This is a genomic window from Vibrio sp. 1557 (genome assembly GCF_033340175.1).
GTDB classification, from domain to species: Bacteria; Pseudomonadota; Gammaproteobacteria; order Enterobacterales; family Vibrionaceae; genus Vibrio; species Vibrio alginolyticus.
This window is the reverse complement of record NZ_JAWOVZ010000173.1, coordinates 1-1,251: the sequence shown is the minus strand read 5'-3', so window position 1 is coordinate 1,251 and position 1,251 is coordinate 1. Positions and strand designations below refer to the sequence as shown.

Here is a 1,251-nt window from a genome sequence, read left to right as displayed (position 1 = left end):
GAGCCTGAGTTTAAGGTTGGAGCCCGAGGTTCGGTGGTATCACCTCTTAGCATTCATATAGGAGAGGAAAATCCTTGCTTGATCGCCAATATAAAGAAGCAACCCAAAGGCTGGGTGATAGGCATTCGATTCGAGCAACCCATTACTATGACTGAAGATTTGAAAACCAAGTTGCTGGAACAGTCCTTTCTGACCAGCAACGTATGATTTAGTGAACTGAGACGCATCAAGGCTATGATTGACTAAAGCGCGTTGCGGCAAAGCTGTTGAGTAACCGATGCACGGCATAAGTAACAAGCAAAGTGACCACGATGGCAAACAGTATGCTGCTGACTCGATACAAAGCACTAAAAATCAGATCACCATCGGGCGTGAGATACTGTCCGAATAAGATCCCTAAAGTAGTGAGGCCGCCAAAGCCAGCACCTGAACCACTGGATTCTTTCACATGCATGTAACTGAATATCATCGCGCCAATCCAAAGTAACGGCACAATAAACAGCAAAGTATCTGACCAATCATACAAAATGAGCTGCCCGACGATACCAAAGGTCACGCCTAGCAATGTGCCCATCGCCCGTTTACGAGCGTAACCTAAGGCGCCATTCCAATGCATTGGAAACAGGAGCAACAAGGTTGTCGCCTGCGCTGACATGGAATCGTTCAAATTAAAGCTCTGAAACACCAAAAAGGACATGGTTGCAATACTCGCCCCCATAAGAGCCTCATGTCGCATCCGATGGCTTTGTTTGGCTTGTGAAGGCTTTGGCGGCGGTTGACGAGGTTCCGCATCAGGAATCAAAAACGTCACCAAATACGCCACAATAATGGACAAAACGTTCGCCTGTAAGTTACTAAAAATAAGATCATTCAGATCCGTTGTCGGGTAACTAGCAAAGTGCAGCATGATACTCAAACTAAGCACACTGTTCGCGCCAAATAGAAACAAACTCCCTTTTGACATACAAGCAAACTTGTAAAGAAACAAGCCGAACGCAATCAAGGTCATCAACACCGGATGACTACCAAACAAGCCCCCCAAAATGCCAACCTCTAGCCCACAAACAACAGCGGAGAAGATTAACTGTCTTGATGCATGCAAGTTCACTACTGGTACCATACCGAGCAAAAGCATGGGTGTTACGGTGAAAAACACACCGTAGTTCCAGCCAAACAGCTTACACAGTGTAAAGCCGATGGTTGCGCCAGTTGCTATGCGTAGGCATTGTCTGAAATCGTTCTCAGACATGG

The 1,251-nt window shown here is 46.4% G+C and carries 1 protein-coding gene and 1 pseudogene; one reads left to right on the top strand and one right to left on the bottom strand.

The genetic code is table 11. From position 1 onward, the window contains the following. Positions 1-207: pseudogene (locus R7070_RS25610) on the top strand (flagellar brake protein); the annotation flags it as partial. 25 nt (positions 208-232) lie between these two features. Here the strand turns inward: R7070_RS25610 and R7070_RS25605 are convergent. Then, positions 233-1,249, bottom strand: a complete 1,017-nt coding sequence (locus R7070_RS25605; RefSeq protein WP_318141440.1) for a DUF2955 domain-containing protein — start codon at positions 1,247-1,249, stop codon at positions 233-235. Between the last annotated feature and the right edge of the window lie 2 nt (positions 1,250-1,251).

Excerpts from the sequence above, each read along its gene's own strand:
- R7070_RS25605 (WP_318141440.1), bottom strand. The coding sequence starts at position 1,249 with ATGTCTGAGAACGATTTCAGACAATGCCTACGCATAGCAACTGGCGCA.